The sequence below is a fragment of the Bradyrhizobium sp. URHC0002 genome (assembly GCF_054059515.1).
Genome location: NZ_JBSSCF010000001.1, coordinates 8566769 through 8590595, shown reverse-complemented (window position 1 = coordinate 8590595; position 23827 = coordinate 8566769). Strand labels below are relative to the sequence as shown.

Here is a 23827-nt window from a genome sequence, read left to right as displayed (position 1 = left end):
CGCGCCTGTCGAAGCGCGCATGCACGATGCCGGAAGGCCGGACCGGACACTTTTCCAACCCCTTACATTTTCCTTATCGACCGCTAAGTTTACGCATCCGGGCCGGCTGGCCCGGTTCGATCGGGAGCGGAAGGTTGCGTTATCTGTTTGAGGACTTTGTGCTCGACACCGACAGGCGCGAGTTGCGTCGCGGGCCGGAGGCGGTCTCGATCGCCCCGCAGTCGTTCGACCTGCTCGTGTACCTCATCCAGAACCGGGCACATGTCACCAGCAAGGACGACCTGATCGCCGCCGTGTGGGGACGTCGCGTTGTCACCGATGCGGCACTGGCGACGCGACTCAACGCGGCACGCAACGCGGTCGGCGATAGTGGCGACGAGCAGCGCCTGATCAAGACCCTGCAACGAAAAGGCTTTCGCTTCGTTGGCGCTGTGCAGGAAATTCGTGACGAGGTCGGTACAGTCGCTGTACATGCCACGCCGATATCGGCCATGCCAGCCGACAAACCGTCGATCGCCGTGCTTCCGTTCCAGAACATGTCGGATGAGCCCGGTCAGGAGTACTTCGCCGACGGATTGGTCGAAGACATTATAATGGCGTTGTCGCGATTCAAGTCACTGTTCGTCATCGCCCGCCAGTCGAGCTTTACCTATCGGAACAAGACGGTCGACATCAGGCAGGTCGGACGCGAGCTTGGCGCGCGCTACGTACTTGAGGGCAGCGTTCGCCAGGTCGGTTCGCGCCTCAGGATTACCGCGCAACTGATAGATACCGGCACCGCGGCACATGTCTGGGCGGATCGTTTCGAGAGCGTCATGGACGACATCTTCGATCTGCAGGACAAGATTACACGAAGCGTGGTCGGCGCCATCGCGCCGGAGATCGATCGGGCCGAGATTGAGCGCGCAAGCCGGCGGCCAAGTAGTAATGTCGATGCCGTCACCGCGTACTATCGCGGGCTGCCCCATACCGAGTTTCCAACCAGTGTCGAGAACAACGATACCGCTATGACGGACTTCAAGCGCGCGATCGCGCTCGATCCGAATTTCGCGGCCGCCTACGGGGGCGTCGCGAGTTGCCTGGCTTGGCGGCGAGCCAACAGATGGCCCGGCGATATCGCAGAGGATAACGCAGAGCTCTTGGGCATAGCCCATCGTCTCAAGGCGATGGGCACGGATGATGCCGCGACCCTTAGCGTCGTTGGCTTCAATCTGTTCTGGTTCCAGCTTGATTACGATGCCGGCGCCGAGATGATCCAGCAGGCCATTCTCGCCAATCCCAACTATGCGCGTGCCTATAACTTCAGAGGTTTGCTGCGCGCCTGGAATGGCGGCACGGACGAGTCGATCGCCGACTTCGAACGAGCCATGATTTTGAGCCCACGCGATCCCTTCAACTACAACGCCATGCTCGGCCTTGCTCTCGCGTATCATAACGCCGGCAAGCACGCCGATGCGGCGGAATGGGCGGACAAGGCGGTCAGGGCTTTTCCTCCGTTCTTTCTCGTGGGACTCGGACAAGCCATTCTTTGCTACGTGGGTGCGGGCCGCATGGACGACGCCCGGCGACTGATGACGGAATGTCTTCGTCAGGCTCCACAATGGCGCCGATCGACGGCCGTGCCTCCACCATGGGTGAGGTCACCACAACTCAGGGCTGAACTCATGGAGGCTTTCGTCAAGGCCGGGCTGCCCGATTGATCGCGGCGCTTGTGTGCCCGCTTTGGTTTGACTTGATGCGATTTGGGGCAGCGTCAAAAATCGTCACGGAGAGGCGACCACTTCCGGTTTTGGCCCTTTTCAGACATGACGAGCACGATGGGGGATGTCCGTTCTTGGGGGCAGAACGGAAGTGGCGCCGACCGGCTGCGACTTCGCCTTTTGACCCGATTCGGACATCGTGTGCGGACCCACTCACTCTATCACTTCGCGGTACCGAGGCTTGGCTTGCCGGTCGGGGGCCGAGTTCTGAAACCAGTGCCCGTGGCGACGGATTGACCAAAAGATCACTCGGTTGCGCTTGTCGCGCGTTTCAGGGTCACCACAGCGGTACCCCCACCGGTTGCCGGTGTAGGATTCTTATACGTGAGCACATCGCCGTTGATCGCGATGAAACGCTTCTGATTCGTATTGTCCCACGCGGGAAAGCTGCCGCCGATAATTTGTAAGGATATTGATTGTTCAGATTCAGTGACTTTGTAGTCGCCAAACATCACAACTATCCCCTCCAGAGCGGCTCTGGTTTCCCCCGGCATCGGAAAGTCGCGGCGGGCATATTTTGGTCGTCCCTGACGCACGAGATTGATTGAGAAGTGATCTGCTGCATCGAACATGAAATATCCCTTCGGATCGGAACCAAATACTTCGGTTGTTTTCCCGGTCCTTTCATTCACGTTTACAAATGAAGTGACCTTCCAAGTGCCCACAAGCTGCTGTTTGAGCGGCTCTGCGGCTCCCGCGGATAACGCGGCACATGTAAGAGCTGCGGCTATCGGAATTGACCATAGTGCTTTCATGGTGCTCCCTCCGGTTTTCAGGCACGTTCCATCTATGACGGGTTCTGGGCTGGCCGCCCAGCCAAGTCAGAGCCTCGAAAACATTGCACGGGGGGCAATTCATCCCACAATACCGCACCGACGGCCAGTACTGGATTGACCACACCAAGACGTGGGCATGCGTTCGAAAAGGCAATCGGCCAAAACGCTACGAACCACTCCGGAGGTTGTGCCAGGTGGGCCCACGAGATCATGGTCGGCGATCCTGCGGAAGCCGTCGAGCGAAGAAAGCCGGGGCCTGTGGGGCAAGACAGGACAGCGGTCGTTGGAGCGTTCGGCGTGCCTAGCGTTGCTGAGAAGGCCGGCAACGAAGGTCCGGTTCTGGCACTTTTGGGACATGCCGACTGCCCTGATGATGTCCGCTAATCGGGGAAGAGCAGAAGTGAGCGGCGCGCCGTCAAAATAACGCGAATGACCCAAAGCGGGCATCGAGGTTTGGCGAGCAGGGCAGCAAAAGTCCCGACGCCCCCATCAGCGGTGAGGTTCCGCCGGTACGATGCGTTAGCGGAGCGGGTGCATCAAGCGGGCAACATGAGGCTGCGGGAGTTCATCGGTCTGGTTGGTGGTGCGGCGGCTTGGCGGGTCGCGGCGCAAGCGCAGCAATCAAGACGCATCCCGGTCGTCGGTGTATTTGGGCCTCAAGGTGGCGGTCAGCGATGTTCCGAATTTTTTTGCCCTCCGCTTAGAGGGCGCTCAGCAGGACGGGCGAGTAACCCGATGCTCGTCGGTTGCTACTTTTGCTGAACACGACTCAGATAGTCGATAACAGCGAGGATGCGTTTTCGCACGACGACTTCCGGGCTTTGATCCGGCCCGGCCATCTTCCAATAAGACGGATCAACATAGTGAGGCAGGATGATAATGGGGTTGAATCGTTCTCCCCAAATTGGCATTTCACGAGTGCCGTGAGCGGGAATTGTTTTCGATCCATGTATGGTTTCGTAAACAGCGTCCGTGGGAAAGACCCCGTTGTTGCTCTTGGCCAACATCGTCAAATCGGGAGGCGGTATCTTGAGCTGGTCGCTGACGGGTCCGTTGCCCTTTGCATCCGTACCATGACAACTCGCGCACGAAGACTGAAATTCTGATTTACCGACGTCCAAGTCTTCAGCCTGAGCTGCGGCAGCGAAACCAGCGGTAAGACTGGTAATTATCAACCATTTTACACTACATTTTTTCATGTCGCGCTCCGATGCCAGGAGAACCTACTACTAGTGGTTTTCCCCCCCGATAGTTTGACGCACATCAAAACCGGCTCCCGGCTTAAGCTTATGAACGCTCTCAGTTTACGCGGGTCATGCAGACGAGGTGATCGAATAACGATCCTTTTTTGCTGCGGTGTACGAGTCCGGTTTTGGCACTTTTCGGACCTGACCGGCTGGGTTGACGATGTCGATGTCTCCGCTCACGCGGGCAAAGCGGGGACTTCGCGGCAGCACACGCCGACTTCCGGTAATGACCCACAACGGGCATCGGTAGTTTAGCCAGCATCTCAAGCCGCCTCAAAACAGCTTGGGACCAGGCCGGTCCTGTTTAGAAGCCAACGTCATCAGGCTCGCTGCGGCGGTCATGATAGCGATCCCACCAATGCCGATAACAACCTGCATGCCGACGGCGGTGGAAAATTGAGACAGGATTGCGAAACTCACAAACGAGAGCAAGACGCCTACGCAATAAATCGCCAGGGAGTTTTCGCCGCATCGAATCATCGCCATCATCCAAGGCTTAATCAGGCCGTGCCAGTCTGAGGGAATAAGCCGCGAGACCAAGATGGCCAGCGCGAGAAAATGCAAGAGGCGCAAGGGCGCAAGGCTGCTTTTGTAGATCGGGTAGATCAGCCTTGAGATAGCATCCGGTATAAACCCCTCAAGTGGCTTAATCTGCCAACTCAAGGCGATGGTGAGGCTGAAGGCGAGATAAAGCGAAGCCAACACCAACACAGCGCGCGACTGCACGATTGCCTTGAGCCGGAGGGCGCCCTCGTTCGCATACCAGGCGCCGAACACAAATAGGATCTGCCATGCCAGCGGATTGAAGTACAGTTCCCCGGTTGGCCATACCGGTAGGTTCCAGCCGAACATCTGCACCATGAGATAGAACAAGAGCGATATGACCAGTGCTGCTGTGGCGCTGTGGATCAGCAGCCATAGCACGGCGGGAAAGGCCAGATGCAGCAGCACGAAGGTAGGCAAGATGTCGGTGTTGACGGGCGTATATTGCAGGATCGCGGCATGGACCAATGCCGTTCCCGGATTTTCAAAGAAGACCTTCGTGTTGGTTTCGTCGAGATAACGGCTGCCGCTTCCGACTGTCCAAATCACGATGAAATAGGCGATCAGCAAAAACATAAACGCAGCGTAGATTTCCCAGGCTCGCCGCAGTGCGCGCGTCGCTATCGTTAGCCAGCCCTGCTCCCGCAACGCGCCGCCATAGGCCAGCATGCAGGTGTAGCCTGAGACGAACACGAACACTTCGCTCATGTCGCTGAAGCCAAAGTTGCGAGGTGTTAGCCAGGCGAGCGAGTTGCCGGGAATATGATCGATGAAGATGAACCAAAGCGCCAGTCCGCGACACGCGTCTAACCGCAGGTCTCGTCGATCGCCATCGACATGCATGGCTACACCTTCGCTAGCCCCGGCAAATGATCAATCACGACATCAACGGACCATTTCCATCTGACGGATCCCTATCTGGCACCTGGCGGTCGTAAGCCGTCAAGCCGCTGATCTCGGCTCATCGGGAATAATGCTGAGCGCGATAAGCTCTTGCTCCGCGTGCCCGCCCCTGCGCGACTGCTGCTATTGGCAGGAGCAGACACGATATTCCTTTGTCGCCATGTCTGTTGATGGCACCTTTGAGACATGCCCGCCTATCCTGAGAATGTCCGTTCACCGGGGTAGACCGGAAGTCACCCTGTCCGCCCAAATCGACGCGAATGACCCGACTCGGACCTCCCGAGTTGCCGCACGCTTATTGCCGCCTTGCGACGGGCACAGCAGATGCCGCTTGGGGCAACGGGGCCCTCCCGCGATTACCGCTCACCGGTCCGTAACAAAGTGCTAGGCTGCTCCTTGTCCCAGCGACGTGTTTTGCCTGGCCGTTCGGAGGGCGCAGTGGCGGAGCAGCGGGTTCAAAGGCGATTAGCGGCGATCTTGGCTGCCGACGTGGTCGGTTACTCTGCGTTGATGCAACGCGCTGAGGAGGCCACCTACGCCGAGTTCGAGCGGCTGAAGCGCGAAGTAATCGAGCCTGGCCTCTCCCGCCACGACGGGCGACTGATCAAGACAACAGGTGACGGCGCGTTGGCCGAGTTCGCAAGTCCATCGGCTGCGGTGCGATGTGCGGTGGAGATACAGGAAAGCATCGCGTCAGGCCGAAGCTCCCTTAGGCTACGCATTGGAGTCAATCTCGGAGAGGTTATCGTCGGGGCTGACGGCGATCTTTTTGGCGACGGGATCAACATTGCGGTCCGGCTGGAGGGGGGCGCCGATCCGGGCGGCATCCTGATTTCCGAGAAGGTGTACAGCGAAGTCGAAGGCAAGCTGGACGCTGGCTTCGAGGACCGGGGCGAACAGCAGCTCAAGAACATCTCCAAGCCGGTCCGCGCTTTTGCTGTACGCGCGGGAGCGTTTAGCGCACTGAGCGATAGGCTGAGTGCGGCCCCGCCACTTCCCGACAAGCCCTCCATCGCCGTGCTGCCATTCGAGAACATGAGTGGCGATCCCGAGCAGGAATACTTCGCGGACGGAATGGTTGAGGAGATCATCACCGCGCTTTCGCGGTTCAAATGGCTGTTCGTTATTGCTCGGAATTCGAGCTTCACGTTCAAAGGCAGAGCCGTCGATATCAAGGAGGTCGGGCGGCGGCTTGGCGTCCGCTACGTCCTTGAAGGGTCTGTGCGCAAGGCGTCGGGCAAAGTCCGCATCACGGGGCAGTTGATTGATGCGCTTACAGGGGCGCACCTATGGGCGGACAGGTTCGAGCGTGACCTGACAGGCGTTTTTGCTCTTCAGGACGACGTGACGGTCGCGGTTGTCTCGGCCATTCAGCCGAAACTGCTTCAAACAGAAATCGCAATAGCTACGCGGCGGCGACCGGAGAACCTGACCGCCTATGATTTTTATCTCCGGGCTATGCCGCAGTTTTACCTAGCGACCCGCGAAGGGGTGGCCGAGGCGATCACGCTGGCGCATCGTGCCTTGGAACTGGACCCTCGGTTCGGCCTTGTCGCGGCTCTGGCAGGTGTCCTCCACATGAACAACGTCATCTTTGGCTTTGCTGCCGATCCGCAATTCGAACGCAAGGAAGCAATTCGGCTTCTGCGCTTGGCGTTGAGCCTCGACGATGGTGATCCGGACGCGTTGGCATGGGCTGCCTTAACCTCGGCGTTCATGGTCGGCGACGCTGAAAGTGAGATCGAAATGGCGGACCGCGCCGTCGCGCTCAACCCCAATTCATATGTCGCATGGACCTGTAGAGGCTGGGTCCATCAAGGTGCGGGGCTGCCGGAGGAAGCGATCCGCAGCTTTGAACGTGCCATTCGCGCGAGCCCGGTAGACCCGCTGTTACACCGGCCGCTTACCGGCATGGGGTTCGCCTTAGTTGAACTAGGTCGCTTTGACGAGGCCGTCGTCGCCGCGAGGAAGGCCCTGCGTCAGCACCCCTTCTTTTCGCCAACTTATTGTTGTCTTGCGTCTGCTTTCGCCCATCTCGGACGCGACGCCGAGGCGCGTGAGGCGGCGGCGCGTGTGCTGGAACTCGATCCCGCCTTCACAATATCCGCGAGGGTGGGTCGGCGCAGAGCACACGCGAAGCTGGAGATTGAGGGTCTTCGGAAAGCGGGGTTGCCCGAGTAGCTCTCCATCCACGAGGCGATCGAACGGCGGCACTCTGCTGCGGTGCATGAGTCCGGTTATTGCACTTTTCGGACCTGCTGAGATAGCCCGAGGAGGTCTGCTCCTGAGGGGCGTACGGACATTCCTGTCATAAGGGGGCAGCTTCCGAAATTGACCCGAAGCGGACTTCCGGGCCACAAACTGTCTTGTTCCTGAATTGGTCCGAGAGGACGGCACTTTCTTACGGAAGGGGCGGTGACGGCCTGTTTCAACCCCTGGCGGTGGTTTGAAATAAGCATTGCCTAATTTGAGTTGTGTGCACTACTGGACAGAACTCAACGTGCTAAGTGTGCCTAAATAAATCGTCACAGCCCGGACCGCGGCTTTCACCTGTGATGAGACCGCCGGGTTGGCGTTCCCGCCCCCTCTAACAGGGAAGGAGCCCGCCATGCAGGAACGGCGGCGTTTCCAACAACTTGATCCCCTCGACAAGCGCCTTTCGGAAGAAGCCGAACGTCTGCGGAAAGAAGCCAGAGGCACCCCACCCGGGGTGGAGCGCGACAGGCTTATTCGCAGGGCGCGACTTGCGGAAACCGCCTCGCATATGAGCGAATGGCTTTCGTCGTCCGGCTTGCAGGCCCCCAGATGAAAGATATGCGGGCGCAGTTGGAGAAGCTTCGCTCCGATGCGGCCGAATGCGCAATGATCCGGGACCTGGCCACAGACCAAACGAAGCGTGAGTTATTCACGCGGCTGGCCGTTCATCTCGAAACGCTTGCGCTCGAAATCGAGCGAGCCATGGCCGCGAACCTAAAGGCGTAAGGCCGCCCCAGGTTGTGCAAGCGGAGTTGGCCACGAACGAATCCTCTATCGGGGTTCGACTTCGACTCGCGCTCAATGCGACGGCGGCAGGCATGGCCTCAATGTTTGAGGGCCGTCACACGGCTTCGCAACGGCTCTTGCTGCAAGATCGATAACGGTTTGACGAGTTGGAAAACCTCTATCATCAGCCGCCGGACCCCTTCATCCTCTTGTGCGAGCATGTCCAAGGCGGCGAAGTAGCGTGCACGCTCTTCAATTCCCGGCGGGCGTGTGCCGCGGGTCTGGGGGAACGCAAAATCAAAGCCGGCGGCGAGGTTCCATGGCGTTCTGTTAAACTCGGCCGCCCTGCTAAAAAACGAGGCGGCGATGCCCTCCCGGCTCTGCGAGCGCTCCGTATATTCAGACAAAACCTCTCGCAGGATTTCTGCTTGTATTGCCGCCGCACTCATCCCTTGTGCGTAGATCGGATTGAAGTGGCACAGGGCATCGCCGATCACCAGGAAACCCTTTGGCCACCGCACCATTCGCTCGTAGTGACGTTGCGCACTGCCGACGAATCGGTGGTGCGCAATCGGCGTGAGCTGCTCGCCATCTTTGATGATTCGATAAGCCAAGTCGGAGTGAAGTTCGCTTGCGAAACCGAGGAATCCGTCCCTGTCGGTTGGTGGATAATCACCGAAGCGACCGATTAGGCTCACGAGCAGCGTTCCATTTTCAATAGTGATTACGTATCCTCGGCGCGTGAAATGAGGCGCCGGGCCGGTAATGAACACGAGAGGCTCGCCGGAATAGTTTTCAGGCCTGCGGAAATTTGCGGTGCTATACGCTGTATCGAGTCCGATGGTGGTTTCTTCGGGCGCTGGATATCCAATCGCGGCAAGCCAACGCCGTGCCCGGTGCCCCCGGCCTGTCGCATCGACCACAATGTCGCACTCGATCAACCGCATGTTGCCGCAGCGAACTCCGCGAATGATGCCATCACGGCAAATCAGTTCTCGAACCGTTCTGCGGTACTGAAATCGAATGTTGGGACTTGCAGCCGTCCGCCGACGAATGACAGATTCGAGGAGCCCGCGACTGGCACAGTAACCTTCGATCCCGGAATCAAATGTCGTTCTTGCCGAACCAGTAGGAGAATAGGCTTTGCCATTGGGCAGATACCAAGCAGCATCCCGACCCATGGCAATTCTTGTCGCACCGAGCTGCCTGAGATCCTCGGTGAATGCCGGATAGAGCGACGACAGAACTCTCAGGCCGCCCTGCAGTAATGCATGAAGGTGATGGCCCTGCGGAACGGATTTGTGGACGACCGGCCCGTCCTCGATTTCATCACTGTCGAGAACCACGACCTCATCAAAATGCTCGGAGAGCGCACGCGAGGCCAATAGGCCCGCTACGCTGGCGCCGACGACTACCGCGCGTTGGCCGAGCATCCTTGTCATTGGTCAAACAGTCGCTCAACAAATTTCGAAAGACGCAAGTCGGCGATTCTCAATCCTTTTTTTGGCCGCAACAAGGCGCGGGCTAAGCGCCAAAAAGGGACCGGGAGGACTCATGCAGCCCGTCACGTCTCGCTTAATGGCGCTTTTCGGACCTCACGCGATGTCGGACGTGAGTCCGGAATGCGCATCAAAGCGGAAGCCCGCCAACCATAGCCGCCGGGTTCCGGCGCGGCGTGATGCGCCTCACGGTGCGGCGAGGCAGAGGCTTCCATGATGGCACCGGATGTCAGCCATCGGAGGGATGCCATGGATCAGGCAAGGCGATTGAAGCTCGGCGCGATTTTCTTCACCATATTCTGGATCGGCGGGATGCTGTGGTGGAGCGGCGAGTATCATCCCGCCAACATCATCATTCTTGCCATCTGCGGCATTGTCGGCGGCTACCTCTGGTATCTCGCCATGCGCTGGTTTTTTGAACGCATGCACCTGCTTCCGCTGAACGGCGATCACGGTGCCGGCGGCGAGACGCCGCGATGACGCAGTGACGCATTCGTCGATTGCTGCTAATTTACTTCATACATGATGACCCGGGCAGGTTGGCCATGCGCGCTCTCGCCGTGCTTGTATTCGTCCTGATCTCGTCGACGTCCTTTGCCGCCACTTCCGAACGATTCAGCAAGGGCGGCTGGTACAAGGATTTTCAGCCGGAGATCGAGCGTGCCACCGCCACAGGCGAACTGTTTCGCATCAAGGGTCACTGCCAGTCGAACTGCACGCTGTTTCTGGGCCTGCGCAACGTCTGCGTCGAGCGTAGCGCCACGCTGTTGTTCCACGCCGGCCACGACCGCCAGCGCAATATCCATGTGGCCCATACGCAGCGGATGCTGGGCGCTTACAATGCGAAACTGCGCAGGTATCTCGTCGACAATCACTACATGGAGACGCTGGCGTTTCACACCATTCCGGGCAGCACGATCATCGACACGTTCGGCTACCGGGAATGTCCGCGCCAGTAGACCGTTGCTGCGCGATCAGCCCGCGTCCCACTTCACCGGCAGATTGAGCAATCCGCGAAACGCCCAGCCGCCGATCCGCACCGGCTCGCGCTCATCCAGCCGCAGGCCCTTCAGCCGCGCGAAAGCGCTTGGCAGCGCGACGTCGGCCACCATGGCGCGGGAGGCGAACGCGCCGGCGCAATAATGCGGGCCGGCGCCGAAGGCGATGCTCTTCTGGGTATTGCGGGTGATGTCGAAACGATCAGGCTCGGCAAAGCAGGCCTCGTCGCGATTGGCCGAGCCGAACATGAAGAACACGCGGTCTTCCGGCTCGAAGTCGATGCCGGAATAGCTCCACGGCTTGGCGACGCGGCGCGGCGACATCTGGATCGGCGCAATCCAGCGCGCGTACTCCTCGAACACGTCGATCCATTTTGCTTTGCCGTCGCGCACCAGCGCGAGCTGTTTGGGGTGCGTCAGCAGCGCCCAGACCGTGCCGGCAATCGCATCGCGCGGCTCGTTCTGTCCGCCCGAGATCGCAAGCTTGATGTTGGCGCGGATGCTTTCCATGTTCTGGCCGGCGGCCAGCAGCACGCTGAGGATCGAGGTGTTCGGGTGCTTCTTCACCACGGGGATCATGTCGTCGATGGCAGCGTCGATGCCTGACGTGGCCGCATGGCAGCGCGCCTCGACCTCCTTGTTGCCGGTATAGTTGGCGATGCCGTCGATCATCGCCTGCGACCACGCATCCATGTCCTGGTAGCGCATGTTGGTGAGCCCGGTGACGTCCTTCAGGCATTCGGCCGACAGCGGCAGCGCCAGTGCCTTGCAGAGATCGGCGGCGCCTTGCGGCACCAGCTCGTCGAGGATGCGGTCGGCATGGGCCTGAAACTGGCGGACCCAGGTGTCGCGCACCGTGCGTGGCGACACCGCGGGAAACATCGCCTGCCGCTCCGTCATGTGCGCATCGCCATCCTTGCGCATCATGTTGTGGCCCATCAGCACATTCATCAGCCCGTTCGGCTGATGCGAGGAGAATATGTCGATGCGTTTCTCCTGCGTGAAGATGTCGTCGCGCCGGGTGAACACCGTGGAGCCGAGCTGCGGCACGAAGGCGATCGGCGCCTCCTTCCGCATCCTGGCAAGCGCAGGGTAGGGATCGGCCCAGAACGAGGGGACGTCGATGTCGAAATGCGGGGCGTTGGACATGATGTTCTCACACTGCTCGGTAACCGCCGTCGACCATCACGATCGAACCGGAGACATAGGCCGACAGATCAGAGGCGAGGAAGATCGCGGGACCGACGATGTCTTCCGCGGTGCCGGCGCGGCCCAGCGGCGTGTGATCCAAGAACGTCTTCACAAGGTCCGGATTGTTGGCGCGGGCGTTGGCGTTCAGCGGCGTCGCGATGAAGCCGGGGCCGATCGCATTGACGCGGACGCCTTCCTTGCCGAGTTCGGCGGCGAGCGCCTTGGTGAAGCCGAGCACGCCGTGCTTGGAGGCGGTGTAGGCCGGCGAGCTCGGCGTGCGCACATGCACGAAGGACTGGATCGAGCCGATGTTGACGATGCGTCCCTTGCTGGCGCGCAAGGGCGCGAGGAAGGCATGGGTCACGTTGAAGACGCCGGTCAGGTTGATCGCGATGATGTCTTTCCAATCCTTGATCACGTCGTCGGCGGCGCCCAGCATGCCGTTGCGGCGGACGATGCCGGCATTGTTGACGAGGATCGAGACCTGCCCGACCTTGTCGTCAATCTGCTTTGCCATCGCGACGCAATTTTCGCGGTTCGCGACGTCGAGCGCAAAGCTGTCCGCCTTGCCGCCGGCGTCGCGGATCTCCTTTGCCGCTTCCGCCGCCGCCTTCTCGTCCCTGTCGAGCAGCACGACCCGCGCGCCCTCGCGCGCATAGCCGTTCGCGATCGCGCGCCCGATACCGGAGCCTGCACCGGTGACGACGGCGATGTGATTCTGGAGAAGGGGCATGCGGCGCTTCCTCTGCTTCTGGTTTTGGCGGAGGATAGCAAGCGTGTTGGCGCGTACAAGGTGGGAAGGCGAGGGTTTCGTAGGGTAGACAAAGCGCAGCGTGTGCCAAACCTCATCCTGAGGAGCCGCTTTAGCGGCGTCTCGAAGGATGAATGGCACCAGCGGGGCTACATGGTTCTCCCGGCGATGCGAAGCATCGTCCGGAGGCGGCGCTATCGCGCCTCCTCACCATGAGGATCAACAGTTCAGCTCAAAACGAGCAGGTGCCGTTACGCAGCAGGCCATCCTTGAAGACCAGCGCGTCGCCGAAGGTCGGCACTTCCGAGCCTACGATCACGGCGTAATTCCCGGGATACGGCGCGGTCGGGATGCTCTGGTCCCAGATCTGGCAGAAGCCGGAATCCTGCCAGCGGATCAGGTAATACGAGGCCTGCGCCGGGCTCGACGCGGCAAGTGCGGTGAAACCAATGCCGGCAACGGCGCAAAGGGCAAAAATACGACGCATCTTCAATCTCCTGTTTGGAACACGGGCTCTCCCGCCCGGTTACCGGTTGAGTAGCGGGCAAAGCGAGAAGGTTCAAAAGCGCAAAGCGCGAGGTGGAATAGCTTACCGAAATCCCCACGCGCTGTTATGATTCAGGCCCGGCAGCGGGGCGATGCCAATGTCAGGGTTGAAGGAGACGAAGCATGATGCACACAGCAAACCCACGGCGCGCGTTAAGCCTGCGCGGCCGCGCAAGCGCTGTGCTGGCGATGTTGTGCGCGGTCACCGCATTGTCGTTCCAGTCGGGCAGATCGCCGGCGGCCGCGCCGATCGCGGTGGCGGTGGCGGATTTCGATTATTTCGACACCTCCGGAGAGGTGGTGGACCAGAGCGCGGAGCATCGCGCCCGCGTGGCGTCGTTTGCAAAATTGCTGCGCGATAATCTGGCGGCGCAGAGCGACTATCGCGTGGTGACGATCGAATGCCCCGATCATCCCTGCACCGCCACCAGCATGTCGCAGGATGTTTTTGTCGCCGCCGCGCGGAAGGCCGGCGCGCGCCTGGTGGTCTATGGCGGCATCCGCAAGATGAGCACGCTGGTGCAATGGGGCGAAATCCAGCTGCTCGATCTCGAAGCCGAGAAATTGTTGATGCGGCGAACGGTGACGTTCCGCGGCGACAACGATGCGGCCTATCGCCATGCCGCGAATTTCGTCGGCGATACGCTGAAGGAAACCATGCCGAAGCCGTGACGTCTCTCCAGGGCGTGTACGTACTCATAAATCCGCGATGTCCGCTTATCCCCCAACAGCGGCGCCAACGCGGACATTGCACGAGGTCCGAGAAGGGCCAACTCCCGACATCCCTCTAGCGGCCTAGCGCAACCGTCCTACGAATTTGGATGTCAGGAGTTCGTCTCTTCGGAGCGCGCCATTTCGGTACAAAGCTGATCACGCCAAAACCTGCCGCTTTTGCGCTTCCGGCTGCAACTTGTCAAAGCGGCGCAAGCGCAAGCGCACTGTCTTGAACTGGTATTCGTCGAGTGGCGCCATGATCCGCCGGATCGCGTTGCTCATGGGATTGTTGCCGAGTTCTTGCGCCAGGCGCCGCACATAGAACTCGAGCTGAATTGGCTCGTTTGCTTCTTGTCTCCACGGCTGGCCGGAGTACCGTCGCGCTTCCCTCTGCGACGGAGACGGTCATGGCCCCGGTGCTGCGGCTCTACGAGGATACACTGTCCAACACGGCCGAGGCGGTGGGACTGCCGCCGGTACCGCGCATGATATTCGTCGTGCACGGCGCGGCGACCATCGGCGGCAGCGCGGTGAGCGACGGCGAGACCTGGCACGGCGAGGCCGACGTCATGCTCGCGCCGGGAGTCAGCGGCGTCACCGCCTGGCGCTTCGAGCTCGTACCGGAGGGCGCCGGCGATGGCCCGCTGCTCGCCGTCGGCATCCGCTCGCAACTCAAGCTCGCGGCGCGGCTCGATACCCTGCGGGCCGGCGAGCTGCTGATGCGCGGCGACAGCGTCGCCTTCCCTCCCGGCGGCTGCGCCTACCTGCACCGCCACCAGGGACCCGGCATCCGCTGCCTGATCGAGGGCGGCATCCGCATCGACACCGACGGCCGCTCGACCTCGTACGGCCCGGGCGGCGCCTGGTACGAGTCCGGCCCGGCCCCGGTGTTCGCCCAGGCGGCGGCTGACCGGCCGAGCCGCTTCATCCGCGTGATGATCCTGCCGCGTGCGCTCCTCGGAAAGAGCTCGATCCAGTACGTCAACGAGGATGACAAGGCGAAGCCCAAGTCGCAGCAGTACCGGGTCTTCGTCGACACACTCATTAAGCACGATCCGGCCGATTGAGCGTTTCACATAGTGGCCGGATGGACTGCGGGTTGCTGCTCGCCCGCGCCGACGGAGGTGGCCGAACGAGCCGCGTGCCGAATGACCGCTCTGGGTCAAAACCGGCAATACTCTGGTTGAGCAGAGAATTTCTGCTTAGACCCCCAGAGCCGACATCTGCACCTTTATGAGCACACGCCCAAGGATGGGTGGAGGCGCTTCGTCCGCCGTGGTTCGTAGAGCGAAGGCGGAAACCTTCAGCGGCTGACCGCCTCGTGTATGGCTTCGCAATGGCGCACGAGATTGGGATGGGCCGTGACGAAAGCTTTCAACGGCGTCGGGATCGGGAAGAAGTGGATGTTGGCGATGAAGCCGTAGATGCCGGCATCGATGCTGGTCGGCTTCGCGCCATGCACATAGCCCTCCGCGGGAATCAGATCGGCCAACACCTGCAAATCAGCCAGCCCGCGCGCATAGGCCTGGTCGGGCGCATAACGGCCGATGCCCTGGAAATAATAGCGCTGGGCATTGTATTCCCTGGCCTTGTTCATGCCGGCTTGGTCGATCTGCGAATGCTGCGCCATGAAGCTGTCGCGAAACGCCGGGAAATAACGCTCGTCCTTCCAGCGCGAATACGACATCACCCAGTACAGGTCGTCCAGCATCCGCGTGACGAGAAGGTTGGTCATGCGCTGCGCGGGCGCGAGATTGGCATCGATGGTCAGGCTATATTTGCTGACGAGATGGGCGATGATGGTCTCGCTGTCGCCGATCGTCTCGCCATCATCGACGATATAGGGCAATTGTCCGCGCGGCGCGGACGAGGCGTCGAAGATGTGTTCATGGACGAACGGGACGCCGGTGAGTTTGAGGAAGGCGTAAACCTTCAGCCCGTAGCCGTTATTGTCGGCGACACCGAACAGTTCGGGGTAGGAGTAGAGGGTCAGCATCGATCACCGCCCGGAAAGCTGCGCCACGCATTCGATCTCGATCAGCATTTTCGGATCGGGCAGCGCCTGCACCACGCAGGTGGTGCGGGCGGGGTAGGGCGCGGGCCCGAATGCGGAGGCATACAATACGTTCATCGTGGCGACGTCGGAGGCGCGCGTCAGCAGCACGTTGACCTTGACGAGATCGCGAAACGTTGCGCCTGCCTCGCCGAGCACGCGCTTGATGTTGGCGACGACGAAGCCGAACTGCGCCTCGAAACCATCAGCCAGCGCGCCCTCGTCGTCAAAGCCCGGAATGCCCGAGACGAACAGCAGGTCGCCGGTGCGCGTGGCGAAGGAGAGTGGCGGGGACTTGATGCCGGCGGGCGGAGCAAAATGCTGGATCGAGGGCATGGGACACCTTCATGAACGGTTCGTTGCCCTTAGCCTAACGCGCCGCTGCCTCGCTGGAAAGGCAGCGGCGCGGCGCTTGCGACCCGCCGATAGGTTTGAAGGTCCCGCCCGTCAGTCCAATTCGCCGGACACCAAATAGCGCAACACGCGCCCCGTCGAAGTAATGCAGTTCACAGGTCGGCGTTTTTTGTTCGCGCAATCGTGATGAAATTGTGTCGGATGCGCGGCCCGGGTCGGCGTGCGGCGTGCACTGCGTAAGCCGCCGAATACACTTTGCCCCTTGCGCCGATCGGTTACAATCCGATAGTTGCGACTCAATCTGCACCACGACGCCACCACACTTCCGATTTGCAAGACCTCCGGAGATACGATCCATGAAAATGCCATCCGCCATTCGCGCCGCCGTGCTTGCGTTTGCGGCTTTCGCCGGCGTCACGCTGTCCTCCGCCGCGCATGCCGACGAGGGCTTCGTGCAGCTCACGATCTACAAGGCGGGATGGATCATCGGCGGCTCCGGCGGCGGCGGCGTCTTGAACTTCCACGGGCGCCGTTATCCGCTATCGACCGGCGGCCTCGACTACGGCCTGGTGTTCGGCGGCTCGAAGACGGTGCTGCGCGGCCGCGTCAGCAACATCTATCGCCCCTCCGACGTCGCCGGCGTCTATGGCGCAGCCGGCGCGGGCCTCGCCGTCGGCCGCGGCGCACGCGCGATCGTGCTGACCAACCAGAAGGGCGCGGTGCTGGAATTGACCGGGCAACAGGTGGGGTTGATGGCGAACGCGGATCTCAGCGGCCTTGCGATCACGATGCGGTAGCTGCGTAGGGTGGGCAAAGGCGCGAAGCGCCGTGCCCACCATCCAGCACATCGCGCGAAATGGTGGGCACGCTTCGCTTTGCCCACCCTACGGCGCCGCTGCTTCGGGGAAGGACGGATGAACCGCGACGATTTGGTTGCCGCCTACACGGCCCCTGGCCGCCACTATCACAACCTCGCGCATATCGAAGACTGTCTCGGAGCGCTCGCGCGCGTGGACAATCTTTCGGCGCTCGAGCGCGAAATCCTGTCCGAGGCGATCTGGTGGCACGATGTCGTCTACGACGCGACCCGCGCGGACAATGAAGAGCTCAGCGCACGGTTGGCTGAACAGTACGTGCGCGAGGACCTCCGTCAGGAAGTCGGCCGCCTGATCCGTCTGACCAAGACGCACGCGGTGCAGCCCGGCGATCGCCTGGGCGCCGTCCTGATTTCGATCGACCTCAGCATCCTCGGCGCGGAGCCCGCGCGATACGACGCGTACGCCGCGGCGATCCGGCAGGAGTTCATCCATGTGCCTGACGGCGACTATCGCGCCGGCCGCGCGAAAGTGCTCGGCCAGTTCGCCGCACGGCCGGTCATCTTTCCCGATACGGCCTTCGCCGCGAGACATGACCGGCAGGCCCGCGAGAACCTCGCGCGCGAACTGGCTTCGTTGCGCTGACGACTACCTCACCCCGAGAAAATCACGCTTGCCGATCTCGACGCCGTTGTGCCGCAAGATGCCGTGTGCTGTGGCGGCATGGAAATAGAAATTCGGAAATGCAAAATTGACGAGATACTGCTGGCCCTTCATCGTCATGGTGTTGCTCGGGCCGATGGGAAACGTCACCTCGCGCGTATCGCCGCCGTCGAACTGCGACGGCTTGAACGACTTCACATAGTCGACTGTCTTTGCGATCCGCTGCTGCAATTCCTCAAAGCTCTTTTCGGTGTCGGGCGTGGAGGGCACCTCGCTGCCGGTGAGCCGCGCGCAGGTCTTGCCGGCGAAATCGCAAACCGTCTGGATCTGCCGCGTCAGCGGATACATGTCCGGGTAAAGCCGCGCGTTCAGCAGCACTTCGGGCTGGATATTCTTCGCCTTGCAATGTGCTTCCGCCTTGGCGAGCAGGCCGGAGAGGCTGCCGAGAATCTGCAGGAAGGCCGGCACGGTGGCGTCGTGGAAAGACATGTGATGCTCTTTTCTTGATGTGGAATTAGGCCTCGTGAGGATGAGGCGCTTTCCGACATGGGGAGGCGAGCGAGAAAATTCAACCATTCTCAGGTCGTCATCGCCCGGCTTGACCGGGCGATCCAGTACGCCGCGGCGTTCATGGCGTGAAGAAACCAACAGCGCGGCGTACTGGTTTCCCCGCTTTCGCGGGGAATGACGGCATCCTACCGCGCCGCCGGCATCACCATGCCTGCCGGCTGCGCCTGTGCGCTGGGCCCGCGCATCCGCGCTAATAGCTCCGCCGTCGGCCAGGAATCCGCCGGCAATCCGTATTTCACCTGCATCGCCTTGACCGCCGTGCGGCTCAGCTGCCCCATCACGCCGTCGACCTTGCCGACATTGAAACCCGCGCGCACCAGAAGCTGCTGCAGCTGTTTCAGCTCATTCAACGGCAGTTGCGCGACCGGCGCGGCTGGCTGCCGCATCGGCGGGGCGCCGGCGATGCGGCTCGCGAGATATCCGGCGGTGGTCGAATAGATCAGCGAATTGTTCCACTCGGTGTAGGCGGCGAAATTCGCGTAGGCCAGAAACGCAGGTCCGGTGCGGCCCATCGGCAAGAGCAGCGAGGCCGGCAGGTCGTCGTTCGGCAGCGCGCGGCCGTCGGGATAGGTGACGCCGAGCTGCGCCAGTTTTGCGCGCGGCAGCTTGATTGTCAGGTCGGCCTGCTCCCACGGGAAATTCTGCGGCGCGCGCACTTCCTGCAGCCAGGGTTCGCCGCGCCGCCATTTCAATCCGGTAGCGATATAGTTGGCGGTCGAGCCGATCACGTCGGGCACGCTGCGCAGCATGTCGCGATGGCCGTCGCCGTCATAGTCCACCGCGTAGTTGAAATAATGCGTCGGCAGAAATTGCGTCTGGCCGAGTTCGCCGGCCCATGAGCCGATCATCTCGGCTGGCGTAAGATCGCCGCGGTCGATGATCTTCAGGGCGGCGATGGTTTCCTTCTGGAACATCTCCGAGCGGCGGCAGTCATAGGCCAGCGACACCAGCGACGGCAGCGTATGCAGCTTGCCCAACTCGGCGCCAAAACTGCTCTCCAGGCCCCAGAACGCGGCGATCACCGCCGGCGGCACGCCATATTCCTTTTCCGCGCGCGCGAACGCCGCTGTATGCATCCTGATTCTGGCCTGCGCATTTTTTGCAGCACCCTCGGACGCCCGGTTTCGTGCGAATTCGTTGAACACCTGGCCGAACACGCGCTGGCCGCGGTCGCGGTTGACGATGCTTTGGTCGTAGACGAGGTAGGGTGCGGCCTCGGTCAGCGCGCGCTGCGAGACGCCATCCGCCACTGCCTGCTGTTTGAGGTCGGCGAGGAAACGATCGAACGACATGCCGTTGTGACAGGCCGCGGCACGCGGCGAGCGCGAAGCGGCGGCCGGCGGCTGCTGACCGGGCACCGGCGCGACGACCGGCCTCGGCGCCGCCGCGGCCGGTCGTGCCGGGCGGACGGGAGCGGGGGCTGGTTGGGCGATGGCGAGAGATGAAAGGGACAGCGACGCCGCGGCAGCAAGCAGGAATCTGGAAAGCGGCATCAATGTCACCGGTTCGAAAGGGACCGTAGGGTGGGCAAAGCGAAGCGTGCCCACCATTTCAGAGCAATCCAGCCAGTTCAATCAAGATGGTGGGCACGGCGCAAGTGCGCCTTTGCCCACCCTACGGCCTCGGAGCAATCCGGCCCGCAAGCCCCGCCGCGCGCATAGGAGCCTGCCGTATCAACCTGATCTCGCAGGCTGTTCCAACCGCCTCCCGCCGTGTAGGCTTACCGCACTGCCGGGCCGATATAAGGCCATCGCCCATATGGGGCGGGCGGACAAAAGGGAGATGGCGGGAAGACCATGACGGAACTCCGATATCTGGCGCCTGATACGCTTGACGAAGCGATCGGCGCATTTGCGAAAGCCGGCAGCGCCGCGCGCATTTTGGCCGGCGGCACCGACTTGCTGGTGCAGATGCGATCCGGGATGCTGAAGCCCGGCGTGATCGTTGACATCAAGAAAATCCCCGAGATGATGGCCATCGAGCAGACCGCCGATGGCGGCTTTCGCATCGGCGCCGCCGTCTCCGGCATGGCGCTCGCGGAACACAAGAGCTTTGGCAAGGTCTGGCCCGGCGTGCTCGAGGCCGTCAACCTGATCGGTTCCAAGCAGGTGCAGGGCCGCGCGTCCGCCGGCGGCAATCTCTGCACACGGCTCGCCCGCCGGCGACAGCGTGCCCGCGATGGTCGCCGCCGGTGCTGTTGTCACCGTGCAGGGCCCGAACGGCCGCCGCGAATTGAAGGTGGAAGATGTTCCCGCCGGCCCCGGCCGCACCAACTTAAAACCCGGCGAGATTCTTGTCAGTTTTGCCTTGCCGCCGCGCCCGCCCGGATCGAGCGATGCTTATCTGCGCATGATCCCGCGCACCGAGATGGACATCGCCGTCGTCGGCGTCGGCGTCAGCCTGACGATCAAGGACGGCACGGTCACATCAGCCCGCGTCGGCCTCGGCGCGGTAGCGCCGACCGTGCTGCTGGTCGAAGACGCCGCCAAGGTGCTGATCGGCTCAAAGCTCGACGACGCCGCGCTGGCGAAGGCGGCTGCCGCGTGCTCCGCCGCCTGTCGTCCGATCGACGACAAGCGCGGCACCATCGCCTACCGCACCAAGGTGGCCGGCGTGCTGCTCAAGCGCACCGCTGCGATCGCTGCCAAACGCGCGACCCAGAAGAACTGAATCGGGAAATAATCTTCATGGCCAAAGTTCACGTCACCACGTCCATCAACGGCGAGCCGATGGAATTTCTGTGCGAGCCGTCAGATACCATGCTCGACGCGCTGCGCGGGCCGCTGGCGCTCACCGGCTCCAAGGAAGGCTGCGCCTCCGGCGATTGCGGCGCGTGCTCGATCACGCTCGACGATCGACTGATCTGCTCCTGCCTGATGCTCGCCGTCGAAGCGCAAGACCACGAGATCAGGACCATCGAAGGCATGGCGCAGGGCGACAAGCTGCATCCGCTGCAGCAGAAATTCCTGGAAATGGCCGCGCTGCAGTGTGGCATCTGCACGTCGGGCATGCTGGTCGCCTCCGATGCGCTTCTGAAGAAGAACCCGAAGCCGAGCGAGGAGGAAGTCCGCTTCTGGCTCGCCGGCAACCTCTGCCGGTGCACCGGCTACGACAAGATCGTCCGCGCGGTGATGGAAACCGCCGCCGAAATGCGCGCCCAATAAAAGCTGGAGCCAGCCCAATGAATCTCGTCACCAACAACAAGTGGATCGGCCAGCGCACCATCCGTCCCGACGGCATGGACAAGGTCACCGGCCGCGCCCAGTTCGCCGCCGACACCGCCATGCCCGGCATGATCTGGGGCAAGGTCTTGCGCAGCCCGCATCCGCATGCGCGCATCAAATCGATCGACACCTCCAAGGCGGAAAAGCTGCCGGGCGTAAAAGCCGTCGTCACCGCGCGCGACATCGTCGATTTCCCGATTGCCGACGGCGCGGTCATGTTGGGCATTCAGGACATGCGCTGGATGTGCCGCAACGTGATGGCGCGCGAAAAGGCGCTGTTCCCCGGCCATCCCGTCGCGGCCGTGGCCGCGACCACGGAGGCAATTGCAGCGGAAGCCTGCCAGCTGATCGAGGTCGACTACGAAGTGCTGCCGTGGTCGATCGAGATCGACGACGCGATCAAGAGCGATGCGCCGATCCTGCACGAGTTCAACAAGTTCGACGGCAAGCCGTCCAACATCGCGGGCCGTATCGAGCACAAGAAGGGCGACCTCGCGGAAGGTTTCAAGCGGGCTGACATCGTCATCGAGCGCACCTTCAACACGCGTCCCGTTCACCAGGGCTATATCGAGCCGCATGCCTGCCTGATCTCGGTGGCGCCGGACGGCAAGACCACGATCTGGAGTTCCAGCCAGGGCCAGTTCATGGTGCGCGCGATGACGGCCCATCTCACCGGCATCTCGCAGAGCGACATCCGCGCCATCCCCGCCGAGATCGGCGGCGGCTTTGGCGGCAAGACCATCGTCTATCTCGAACCGCTCGCGACGCTGCTTGCGAAAAAATCCGGCCGCCCGGTGAAGATGGTGATGACGCGCGAGGAAGTGATGCGCGCGACCGGGCCCACCTCAGGCTCGAAGAGCACGGTGAAGATCGGCGCGACGAAAGATGGAAAAATCGTCGCCGCGCATGGCACCTTCTATCTGCAGGCCGGCGCCTTCCCGGGCTCGCCGATCCGCGGCGCCGCCGGCTGCAGCTTCACGCCCTACGACATCCCGAACCTGCTCTCCGAAGGTTTTGACGTCTGCTCCAACCGCTCCAAGGTCGCGGCCTATCGCGCGCCGGGCGCGCCGATCGGCGCCTATGCGGTCGAATGCGTGATGGATGAAGTCGCCGAAGCGCTGAAAATGGACCCGCTCGACTTCCGCCTGAAGAACGCCGCGAAGGAAGGCACCAAAGCCGCGCACGGCCCGACCTTCCCGCGCATCGGCTTTATCGAGACCGTGGAAGCGGCGAAGAATTCCGAACACTACAAGGCGCCGCTCGGCAAGCTACAGGGCAGGGGCGTGGCGTCCGGCTTCTGGTTCAACGCCGGCGGCGAATCTTCCGCGCAAGTCAACATCACCGAGGACGGCAACGTCGTCGTCACCACGGGGCATCCTGACATCGGCGGCTCGCGCGCGGGCATCGCCAACATCTGCGCCGAACTCCTTGGAATCGATTACCGCCGCGTCTCCGTCATCATCGGCGACACGCAGACGATTGGTTTTTCGAATCTCACCGGCGGCAGCCGCGTGCTGTTCGCCTCCTCGATGGTGGTGACGCAGTCGACCGACAAGATCATCCAGACGCTGCGCGAGCGCGCGGCAAAAATCTGGGAGATCGATCCCGAAGCGGTGAAGTGGGAGCAGGGCGCGGCGCATCCGGTGAGCCCGAACGCCGGCCAGTTCGAACCGCTGACGCTGAAAGAACTCGCCGAGAAGGCGCCCGCGATGGGTGGACCCATTGGGGCCGGCGTGCAGCTCAACACCACGGGCGCCGACGGCGGTTTCGGCACGCATGTCTGCGACGTCGAGGTTGATGTCGATCTCGGCATCGCGCGCGTCATCCGCTACACCGCCGTGCAAGATGTCGGCCGCGCCATTCACCCCGGCTATGTCGAGGGCCAGCTCCAGGGCGGCGTCGCGCAAGGCATCGGCTGGGCGCTGAACGAGGAATACATCTATACCAAAGAAGGCAAGGTCGATAACCCCGGCTTCCTCGACTATCGCATGCCGGTCTGCTCGGACCTGCCGATGCTCGACTGCATCATGGTCGAAGTGCCGAACCCGAAACATCCGCAAGGCGTCAAGGGCGTCGGCGAAGTGCCGCTGGTGCCCGTGATGGCGGCGGTCGCCAACGCCATCTACAACGCGCTCGGCAAACGGTTCTATGCGCTGCCGATGTCGCCGCCGAAGGTGCTGGAGGTGCTGGAAGCACCGACGCAACAAGCGGCGGAGTAGGATGAGGGATTCGTAGGGT

23 protein-coding genes and 1 pseudogene are annotated in these 23827 nt (G+C 61.9%); 12 read left to right on the top strand and 12 right to left on the bottom strand.

The features are described from left to right. Window positions 1-26 precede the first annotated feature (26 nt). A complete protein-coding gene (locus ACVWVY_RS41435) occupies window positions 27-1700 on the top strand; it encodes a winged helix-turn-helix domain-containing tetratricopeptide repeat protein (RefSeq protein ID WP_456631785.1) in 1674 nt (557 codons plus the stop codon). 305 nt (window positions 1701-2005) lie between these two features. On the opposite strand, the gene ACVWVY_RS41430 is transcribed toward ACVWVY_RS41435, so the two are convergent. From ACVWVY_RS41430 to ACVWVY_RS41420, 3 genes are all read right to left on the bottom strand, one after another. Then, window positions 2006-2515 carry a lipocalin-like domain-containing protein gene (locus ACVWVY_RS41430; RefSeq protein ID WP_456631784.1) on the bottom strand — a complete coding sequence of 170 codons (510 nt, stop codon included), beginning with the start codon at window positions 2513-2515 and terminating at the stop codon, window positions 2006-2008. Between the two features lie 770 nt (window positions 2516-3285). Further along, window positions 3286-3735: a c-type cytochrome gene (locus ACVWVY_RS41425; RefSeq protein ID WP_456631783.1), complete on the bottom strand. Its 450-nt coding sequence runs from the start codon at window positions 3733-3735 to the stop codon at window positions 3286-3288. Window positions 3736-4056: 321 nt separating this feature from the next. Next, the gene (locus tag ACVWVY_RS41420) at window positions 4057-5169 is read right to left on the bottom strand and encodes an OpgC domain-containing protein (RefSeq protein WP_456631782.1); all 1113 of its coding nucleotides are present in this window, start codon (window positions 5167-5169) and stop codon (window positions 4057-4059) included. 498 nt (window positions 5170-5667) lie between these two features. On the opposite strand from ACVWVY_RS41420, the gene ACVWVY_RS41415 reads away from it, so the two are divergent. Both ACVWVY_RS41415 and ACVWVY_RS41410 read left to right on the top strand, forming a co-directional pair. Then, window positions 5668-7410: an adenylate/guanylate cyclase domain-containing protein gene (locus tag ACVWVY_RS41415; protein ID WP_456631781.1), complete on the top strand. Its 1743-nt coding sequence runs from the start codon at window positions 5668-5670 to the stop codon at window positions 7408-7410. Between the two features lie 591 nt (window positions 7411-8001). Next, on the top strand, window positions 8002-8211 hold the full coding sequence (locus ACVWVY_RS41410) for a hypothetical protein (RefSeq protein WP_456632508.1): 210 nt from the start codon (window positions 8002-8004) through the stop codon (window positions 8209-8211). A 98-nt stretch (window positions 8212-8309) separates the two neighbouring features. Here the strand turns inward: ACVWVY_RS41410 and ACVWVY_RS41405 are convergent, their stop codons facing one another. After that, a complete protein-coding gene (locus ACVWVY_RS41405; protein WP_456631780.1) occupies window positions 8310-9653 on the bottom strand; it encodes an NAD(P)/FAD-dependent oxidoreductase in 1344 nt (447 codons plus the stop codon). Window positions 9654-9959: 306 nt separating this feature from the next. Between ACVWVY_RS41405 and ACVWVY_RS41400 the strand changes: the two genes are divergently transcribed. Next, a complete protein-coding gene (locus ACVWVY_RS41400) occupies window positions 9960-10190 on the top strand; it encodes a hypothetical protein (RefSeq protein WP_456631779.1) in 231 nt (76 codons plus the stop codon). Between the two features lie 65 nt (window positions 10191-10255). Further along, window positions 10256-10669, top strand: a complete 414-nt coding sequence (locus ACVWVY_RS41395; protein WP_456631778.1) for a hypothetical protein — start codon at window positions 10256-10258, stop codon at window positions 10667-10669. Window positions 10670-10684: 15 nt separating this feature from the next. Here ACVWVY_RS41395 and ACVWVY_RS41390 read toward each other — a convergent pair whose 3' ends face one another. The 3 genes from ACVWVY_RS41390 to ACVWVY_RS41380 all read right to left on the bottom strand — a co-directional run bounded on the left by ACVWVY_RS41390 (window position 10685) and on the right by ACVWVY_RS41380 (window position 13137). Then, window positions 10685-11857, bottom strand: coding sequence for a cytochrome P450 (locus ACVWVY_RS41390; protein ID WP_456631777.1), 1173 nt, complete (start codon window positions 11855-11857; stop codon window positions 10685-10687). A gap of 7 nt (window positions 11858-11864) precedes the next feature. Continuing rightward, window positions 11865-12632, bottom strand: coding sequence for an SDR family NAD(P)-dependent oxidoreductase (locus tag ACVWVY_RS41385; protein WP_456631776.1), 768 nt, complete (start codon window positions 12630-12632; stop codon window positions 11865-11867). A 250-nt stretch (window positions 12633-12882) separates the two neighbouring features. Further along, on the bottom strand, window positions 12883-13137 hold the full coding sequence (locus ACVWVY_RS41380; RefSeq protein WP_456631775.1) for a hypothetical protein: 255 nt from the start codon (window positions 13135-13137) through the stop codon (window positions 12883-12885). Window positions 13138-13319: 182 nt separating this feature from the next. Here ACVWVY_RS41380 and ACVWVY_RS41375 point away from each other — a divergent pair, with 182 nt between their 5' ends. Next, window positions 13320-13868, top strand: a complete 549-nt coding sequence (locus tag ACVWVY_RS41375; RefSeq protein ID WP_456631774.1) for a DUF2380 domain-containing protein — start codon at window positions 13320-13322, stop codon at window positions 13866-13868. Between the two features lie 198 nt (window positions 13869-14066). Here the strand turns inward: ACVWVY_RS41375 and ACVWVY_RS41370 are convergent, their stop codons facing one another. Further along, window positions 14067-14192: a hypothetical protein gene (locus ACVWVY_RS41370; protein ID WP_456631773.1), complete on the bottom strand. Its 126-nt coding sequence runs from the start codon at window positions 14190-14192 to the stop codon at window positions 14067-14069. Between the two features lie 125 nt (window positions 14193-14317). On the opposite strand from ACVWVY_RS41370, the gene ACVWVY_RS41365 reads away from it, so the two are divergent. After that, window positions 14318-14977: a hypothetical protein gene (locus tag ACVWVY_RS41365; protein ID WP_456631772.1), complete on the top strand. Its 660-nt coding sequence runs from the start codon at window positions 14318-14320 to the stop codon at window positions 14975-14977. A 236-nt stretch (window positions 14978-15213) separates the two neighbouring features. Here ACVWVY_RS41365 and ACVWVY_RS41360 read toward each other — a convergent pair whose 3' ends face one another. Next, a complete protein-coding gene (locus ACVWVY_RS41360; protein WP_456631771.1) occupies window positions 15214-15906 on the bottom strand; it encodes a glutathione S-transferase family protein in 693 nt (230 codons plus the stop codon). A gap of 3 nt (window positions 15907-15909) precedes the next feature. Further along, window positions 15910-16299 carry a RidA family protein gene (locus ACVWVY_RS41355; RefSeq protein WP_456631770.1) on the bottom strand — a complete coding sequence of 130 codons (390 nt, stop codon included), beginning with the start codon at window positions 16297-16299 and terminating at the stop codon, window positions 15910-15912. 374 nt (window positions 16300-16673) lie between these two features. Between ACVWVY_RS41355 and ACVWVY_RS41350 the strand changes: the two genes are divergently transcribed. Together ACVWVY_RS41350 and ACVWVY_RS41345 are read left to right on the top strand one after the other, a co-directional pair. Then, window positions 16674-17114: a hypothetical protein gene (locus ACVWVY_RS41350; protein ID WP_456631769.1), complete on the top strand. Its 441-nt coding sequence runs from the start codon at window positions 16674-16676 to the stop codon at window positions 17112-17114. A gap of 117 nt (window positions 17115-17231) precedes the next feature. Further along, window positions 17232-17777 (top strand): HD domain-containing protein, encoded by a 546-nt coding sequence (locus tag ACVWVY_RS41345; RefSeq protein WP_456631768.1) that lies wholly within the window; start codon window positions 17232-17234, stop codon window positions 17775-17777. A gap of 3 nt (window positions 17778-17780) precedes the next feature. Here ACVWVY_RS41345 and ACVWVY_RS41340 read toward each other — a convergent pair whose 3' ends face one another. Further along, on the bottom strand, window positions 17781-18284 hold the full coding sequence (locus tag ACVWVY_RS41340; RefSeq protein WP_456631767.1) for a DUF1993 domain-containing protein: 504 nt from the start codon (window positions 18282-18284) through the stop codon (window positions 17781-17783). A 206-nt stretch (window positions 18285-18490) separates the two neighbouring features. Beyond that, entirely contained in the window at window positions 18491-19858 is a 1368-nt protein-coding gene (locus ACVWVY_RS41335; protein ID WP_456631766.1) for a lytic murein transglycosylase, read from the bottom strand. Window positions 19859-20161: 303 nt separating this feature from the next. Between ACVWVY_RS41335 and ACVWVY_RS41330 the strand changes: the two are divergent. The 3 genes and pseudogenes from ACVWVY_RS41330 (at window position 20162) to ACVWVY_RS41320 (ending at window position 23808) form a co-directional block, all read left to right on the top strand. Beyond that, window positions 20162-21035 (top strand): annotated as a pseudogene (locus ACVWVY_RS41330) (FAD binding domain-containing protein). Window positions 21036-21052: 17 nt separating this feature from the next. Then, window positions 21053-21529 carry a (2Fe-2S)-binding protein gene (locus ACVWVY_RS41325; RefSeq protein ID WP_456631765.1) on the top strand — a complete coding sequence of 159 codons (477 nt, stop codon included), beginning with the start codon at window positions 21053-21055 and terminating at the stop codon, window positions 21527-21529. Between the two features lie 17 nt (window positions 21530-21546). After that, window positions 21547-23808, top strand: coding sequence for a xanthine dehydrogenase family protein molybdopterin-binding subunit (locus ACVWVY_RS41320; protein ID WP_456631764.1), 2262 nt, complete (start codon window positions 21547-21549; stop codon window positions 23806-23808). Window positions 23809-23827 lie beyond the last annotated feature (19 nt).

Coding starts and splice junctions, on each gene's coding strand:
- ACVWVY_RS41340 (WP_456631767.1), bottom strand. CDS start 18,284: ATGTCTTTCCACGACGCCACCGTGCCGGCCTTCCTGCAGATTCTCGGC.
- ACVWVY_RS41350 (WP_456631769.1), top strand. CDS start 16,674: ATGAAAATGCCATCCGCCATTCGCGCCGCCGTGCTTGCGTTTGCGGCT.
- ACVWVY_RS41390 (WP_456631777.1), bottom strand. CDS start 11,857: ATGTCCAACGCCCCGCATTTCGACATCGACGTCCCCTCGTTCTGGGCC.
- ACVWVY_RS41370 (WP_456631773.1), bottom strand. CDS start 14,192: ATGAGCAACGCGATCCGGCGGATCATGGCGCCACTCGACGAATACCAG.
- ACVWVY_RS41380 (WP_456631775.1), bottom strand. CDS start 13,137: ATGCGTCGTATTTTTGCCCTTTGCGCCGTTGCCGGCATTGGTTTCACC.
- ACVWVY_RS41325 (WP_456631765.1), top strand. CDS start 21,053: ATGGCCAAAGTTCACGTCACCACGTCCATCAACGGCGAGCCGATGGAA.
- ACVWVY_RS41360 (WP_456631771.1), bottom strand. CDS start 15,906: ATGCTGACCCTCTACTCCTACCCCGAACTGTTCGGTGTCGCCGACAAT.
- ACVWVY_RS41400 (WP_456631779.1), top strand. CDS start 9,960: ATGGATCAGGCAAGGCGATTGAAGCTCGGCGCGATTTTCTTCACCATA.
- ACVWVY_RS41365 (WP_456631772.1), top strand. CDS start 14,318: ATGGCCCCGGTGCTGCGGCTCTACGAGGATACACTGTCCAACACGGCC.
- ACVWVY_RS41355 (WP_456631770.1), bottom strand. CDS start 16,299: ATGCCCTCGATCCAGCATTTTGCTCCGCCCGCCGGCATCAAGTCCCCG.
- ACVWVY_RS41345 (WP_456631768.1), top strand. CDS start 17,232: ATGAACCGCGACGATTTGGTTGCCGCCTACACGGCCCCTGGCCGCCAC.
- ACVWVY_RS41335 (WP_456631766.1), bottom strand. CDS start 19,858: ATGCCGCTTTCCAGATTCCTGCTTGCTGCCGCGGCGTCGCTGTCCCTT.
- ACVWVY_RS41420 (WP_456631782.1), bottom strand. CDS start 5,169: ATGCATGTCGATGGCGATCGACGAGACCTGCGGTTAGACGCGTGTCGC.
- ACVWVY_RS41410 (WP_456632508.1), top strand. CDS start 8,002: ATGGCTTTCGTCGTCCGGCTTGCAGGCCCCCAGATGAAAGATATGCGG.
- ACVWVY_RS41425 (WP_456631783.1), bottom strand. CDS start 3,735: ATGAAAAAATGTAGTGTAAAATGGTTGATAATTACCAGTCTTACCGCT.
- ACVWVY_RS41395 (WP_456631778.1), top strand. CDS start 10,256: ATGCGCGCTCTCGCCGTGCTTGTATTCGTCCTGATCTCGTCGACGTCC.
- ACVWVY_RS41385 (WP_456631776.1), bottom strand. CDS start 12,632: ATGCCCCTTCTCCAGAATCACATCGCCGTCGTCACCGGTGCAGGCTCC.
- ACVWVY_RS41430 (WP_456631784.1), bottom strand. CDS start 2,515: ATGAAAGCACTATGGTCAATTCCGATAGCCGCAGCTCTTACATGTGCC.
- ACVWVY_RS41405 (WP_456631780.1), bottom strand. CDS start 9,653: ATGACAAGGATGCTCGGCCAACGCGCGGTAGTCGTCGGCGCCAGCGTA.
- ACVWVY_RS41375 (WP_456631774.1), top strand. CDS start 13,320: ATGATGCACACAGCAAACCCACGGCGCGCGTTAAGCCTGCGCGGCCGC.
- ACVWVY_RS41435 (WP_456631785.1), top strand. CDS start 27: ATGCCGGAAGGCCGGACCGGACACTTTTCCAACCCCTTACATTTTCCT.
- ACVWVY_RS41320 (WP_456631764.1), top strand. CDS start 21,547: ATGAATCTCGTCACCAACAACAAGTGGATCGGCCAGCGCACCATCCGT.